The organism is Nitrosomonas sp. (assembly GCF_020852615.1).
Classification (GTDB): Bacteria; Pseudomonadota; Gammaproteobacteria; order Burkholderiales; family Nitrosomonadaceae; genus Nitrosomonas.
This window is the reverse complement of record NZ_JADZAJ010000036.1, coordinates 1-4,319: the sequence shown is the minus strand read 5'-3', so window position 1 is coordinate 4,319 and position 4,319 is coordinate 1. Positions and strand designations below refer to the sequence as shown.

Sequence of the window (4,319 nt, the reverse complement as noted above, 5' to 3'; positions counted from 1 at the left end):
TGGCTGGTTGGGCTTTCACACTGGTTTCAGTAATTGCCGTTGCAGCAGGGCCGGATACCAGCGGTCAGGTGCAGCAATCGGCACAGCAGGTGGCTAGCGCTCCCAAACATGCCAAGACCGCACTTGCGGTCGGCGTGACGCTGGATCAGGAGGGGCGGTTATGGCTGGCAAAAGCAGTCAATCAGCGTTTACTGGTTTCCTGGTCGGAGGATGATGGCAAACGTTTTTCCGAGCCCGTAACAGTGACGCCCGTGCCGGAAAACATTGGCAACGATGGTGAGAATCGCCCCAAGGTTCAGGTTGCACATGATGGCACGGTGCTGGTTACCTGGACACAGCTGCTGGCGGAAAAATATGCCGGAAATATAAAGTTCTCGCGTTCGACCGATTCAGGTCGGACGTTCTCAGAGCCAATCGTCCTGAACGATGATGGCCGTGTGACCAGCCACCGTTTCGATTCCCTTGCCATTGATGGCAAAGGCAGAGTGGTGGTGGCCTGGCTGGATGCCAGAGATCGTGATGCGATGAGAGAAAAAGGAGGGGAGTTCAAGGGGATTTCCCTCTACAGCAGTCAGTCGTTTGACAATGGCGCACACTTCGAGCCCAACCGGCAAGTTCATCAGCATACCTGTGAGTGCTGCCGGACCGCGCTTGCGTGGACTGGTGAGGGGCCGGTTGTGCTGCTGCGAAACATTTTTGGTGGCAGCACCCGTGATTTCGCTGTGGTTAATCTGGATAAGGTGGCAGAAGGAGTAAAAAGAGCCACCCGTGATGAGTGGCAGATCGATGCCTGTCCGCACAACGGCGGCAGTCTTGCGACAGATGGCCGGGGACAGCTGCATCTGACCTGGTTTACCAGTGGCACTGCTGCCCAAGGGCAGTTCTATAAACGGATCAGTGGCAACCGGGAATCGAAACCCATGGCACTGGGGGATGCGGATGCGCAGCCAGATCATGCTGCAGTGGTGGCGCATGGTGAAACCGTCATCCTTACCTGGCGTGAATTTGACGGGAATGCCTATTCCGCAAGAATGCTGTTTTCGAATGATGGTGGCGAAACCTGGAGTAAGCCATGGCGCCTGATGCGGTCTGCCGGGGCAAGCGATTACCCGGTGCCGCTGATCAGCAACAATAAGGCTCTGGTTGTATGGAATACCGAAAATGAGGGGTTGCGGGTCCTGCCCGTTGAAAGGGTTATCAACCGATCCGGCAGCTGAAATCATCTTTAAAACAGCAATAAACTGTAGACAGCTTGTGACATGTATCACAAACAGGAGTGATGTGACACCAGGCACAACTGCAATTCAATTACCAATCACAAATAGAAAGGATCGGACTATGAAGCAATTTCCTCTGGCATTGATCGGCCTGCTTTGCGCTGCATCAAGTTACGCTGCTCAGGGAGAGGATGGTTCACCCGGAAAGCAAATACCGGGCGAGAACAGGGGGTATGCGGGAGAACAGTTAACAACACAAGCAGCCAAGTCGGGCAATGATGCCAGTGCTGATAATGCTGACAAGGAAAAAGGGAAAAAGAAAAAGGCGGGTGAGACTGCCGTACAAACCGGAACAGTTTTCAGAGAAATGGTGGTGACAGGTGAGATCGAACGGGATTCACACTTTACTTCACCTTCAACACGTGTAACCCGGGCACAGGTCGAACAGCAGAATGCACAAACTACGGAAGAAGTGCTCAAATACATGCCCAGCCTGCAAATTCGCCAGCGTTATGTAGGAGATCCCAACGGAATGCTTGGGATTCGGGGGGCGGATATGTTTTCAACTGCGCGCAGCATGGTCTATGCCGATGGTTTGCCATTGCACAACTTTCTGCAGGCTTCTTTCAATGGTGCCCCGCGCTGGTCGCTGGTCGGGCCGAATGAGATCGACTCGGTTGACGTTATTTATGGTCCTTTTTCGGCCGAATACAGCGGTAACTCGATGGGAGGGGTGGCTAACATCAGGACACGCATGCCGCATAAGCAGGAGTTTTACTTTGAAGGTAGCGTTTTCATTCAGCCTTACGAGAATTACGGGGAAGATAAAGGAACATTTATCGGTGACCGGCAGTATTTTTCCTATGGTAACCGGATACAGGACAAATTTACGGTGTTTCTGGCCTATAACCGGCTGGAGGCCCAGAGTCATCCGCAGTCTTATTTCATCGACAACACCGGATTATTCAATGTGCCTGGAGGAACACCGGTGACAGGGGGCATCAGGACACCGGATACACGCGGCACACCCAGTATCATTTACGGCGATACCGGTCCTGAAAAAGTGAATACTCACCTGTTCAAGGGTAAATTCGGATATGACATCACGCCTGATCTGCAGGCGTTGTTTACCGTGGCGTATGAAGAGCGTACCCGTAATCAGAACCACCCGGGTAACTACCTGTATACAGCGAGCGGGGATTATTTCTGGGGAGGGAATGCGCCTGCCTGTAATTCGGTTGCCACCTGTTCGACTCCGGGTAATGCATCACTGGATGGCACACGCTTCGATGTGGTGCGCAGTGGCTTTGGCGACAGCCGTGACAAACGGGAGACGCTGAATCTGGGGCTGTCGCTGCGCGGTGCGCTGACGCCCAACTGGGATGTTGATACCACATTCAGCTATTTCGATGTACTGAAAGATATTCGTGCGACAGCATTTTTCAATCATGCTGATCCGGGCAATACCGGTGCCGGGCAACTGCAGGATTTCCGCAAATTCAACTGGTGGAATTACGATCTCAAGCTGAGCACACCCATGCTGCTGGGTTACGACAAACTGTCGTTTCTGGCCGGATACCATTTTGACCAGTACAACCTCAGTTTCCGGCAATACAGTCTGACTGATTATGATGATCTGACCCGCGGTGCGTTGCAGGCCAACCGCAACAATGATGGCCGCACATCGACCCACGCCATCTTTGCCCAATCCATGTTCCGCTTCCTGCCGGACTGGGATATTACCGCCGGCGTACGTCAGGAATGGTGGGAAGCAAGCAGGGGGGTTGCCTCCAATGTGGCCGTGCCCGATCGCACTGAAACAGCTACTTCTCCAAAGGTTTCGCTGGGATATGAACCCGGGCAGTGGAAATTCCGCTATTCCTTCGGGCGTGCACACCGTTTCCCGGTGATTGCAGAGCTTTTCCAGTCACTGGGTACGCCTACCAGTATTCTGGTTGCGAATGCGATGCTCAAACCTGAGAATGGCGTGCATCATAATTTTATGATGGAGTATGGGCTGCCGAAGGGCTACGTGCGTGTCAACGTATTTCGGGATGATATTAAGGATGCCATCCGGCAGATCACTTCCGCTTCGGGAGTACTTACAACCAGCGCTTTCCAGAATATCGGTGAAGTTGGTACAACCGGCGTGGAGCTGATCTTCGAACAGCGAAATATTCTGGGTTCACGATTCGATTTTATGTTTAACGGCACCTGGATGAACTCAAAAGTGGAAGACGGGCCGGTGGTGAGAGTCACCGAATCAACCGGTGTGCCTGCCAACTACAGTCTGACCGGGAAACAGGTTATTCGCCTGCCGCACTGGCGAGCCAATGTTTTCGGTACTTACCATGTGACGGATGCCTGGGATGTTTCCCTGTCCGGCCGCTATACCAGTGATTCCTATAATGATCCTGATAACAGGGACTATGTGAACAAGGTATTCGGTGCCCAGAGCGATTTCTTCTTCATGGATTTCAAGACCAGTTACCGGTACCGGTTCAATAACGGGCTGAAAAGCCGATTCTCATTCGGTATCAGTAACCTCAACAACAACAGGGCCTGGGTGTATCACCCCTATCCGCAACGCACCTATCTGCTTGAAGCCGCGTTCAGTTATTGAAGCACAGGTGTTTTTCTGCCCGATTATGTGATCTGGAGACATCAGATAAAAATATCTGCAGAGTGTGCTTACGTAATTGAAGCTACTGAGCTGTTAATGTAGATTCGGTAGGATGAGGGAAAGTATTGTGTTCGTGATGCTATGATGAGCTGACCCGATATCGAAGAAAATCTCCGAGGTGGCATCGGGTCTGCTGGTTTCAGGAGGAAACACATGAATCGCAATCAGGTTTTAGCAGTATTGCACCATAGTAAACCCATGTTGGCCAGTCGATACGGTGTTCGTCGTTTGGCTTTGTTCGGCTCCACAGCACGTGATGACAGTGATGTTGATGTACTGGTGGTATTCGATGGTGTGGCAAGTGCAGCGCGTTATTTTGGCATTCAGTTCCACCTGGAAGATGCATTGGGTTGCTCGGTAGATCTGGTATCCGAGAAGGCGCTGCGGCCGGAGCTGCGTCCTTTCATCGAAAAAGAAGC

The 4,319-nt window shown here is 52.2% G+C and carries 3 protein-coding genes; all 3 read left to right on the top strand.

Annotated features, from left to right (window positions below; all coding sequences use genetic code 11):
- A partial coding sequence (locus tag IT527_RS08380; RefSeq protein WP_292968083.1) for a sialidase family protein occupies positions 1-1,217 on the top strand: 1,217 nt, incomplete at its 5' end.
- Positions 1,218-1,338: 121 nt separating this feature from the next.
- A complete protein-coding gene (locus IT527_RS08375) occupies positions 1,339-3,840 on the top strand; it encodes a TonB-dependent receptor (RefSeq protein ID WP_292968082.1) in 2,502 nt (833 codons plus the stop codon).
- A 213-nt stretch (positions 3,841-4,053) separates the two neighbouring features.
- Positions 4,054-4,319 (top strand): nucleotidyltransferase domain-containing protein (locus tag IT527_RS08370; RefSeq protein WP_292968081.1); only part of this gene is annotated, 266 nt, incomplete at its 3' end.

Excerpts from the sequence above, each read along its gene's own strand:
- IT527_RS08375 (WP_292968082.1), top strand. The coding sequence starts at position 1,339 with ATGAAGCAATTTCCTCTGGCATTGATCGGCCTGCTTTGCGCTGCATCA.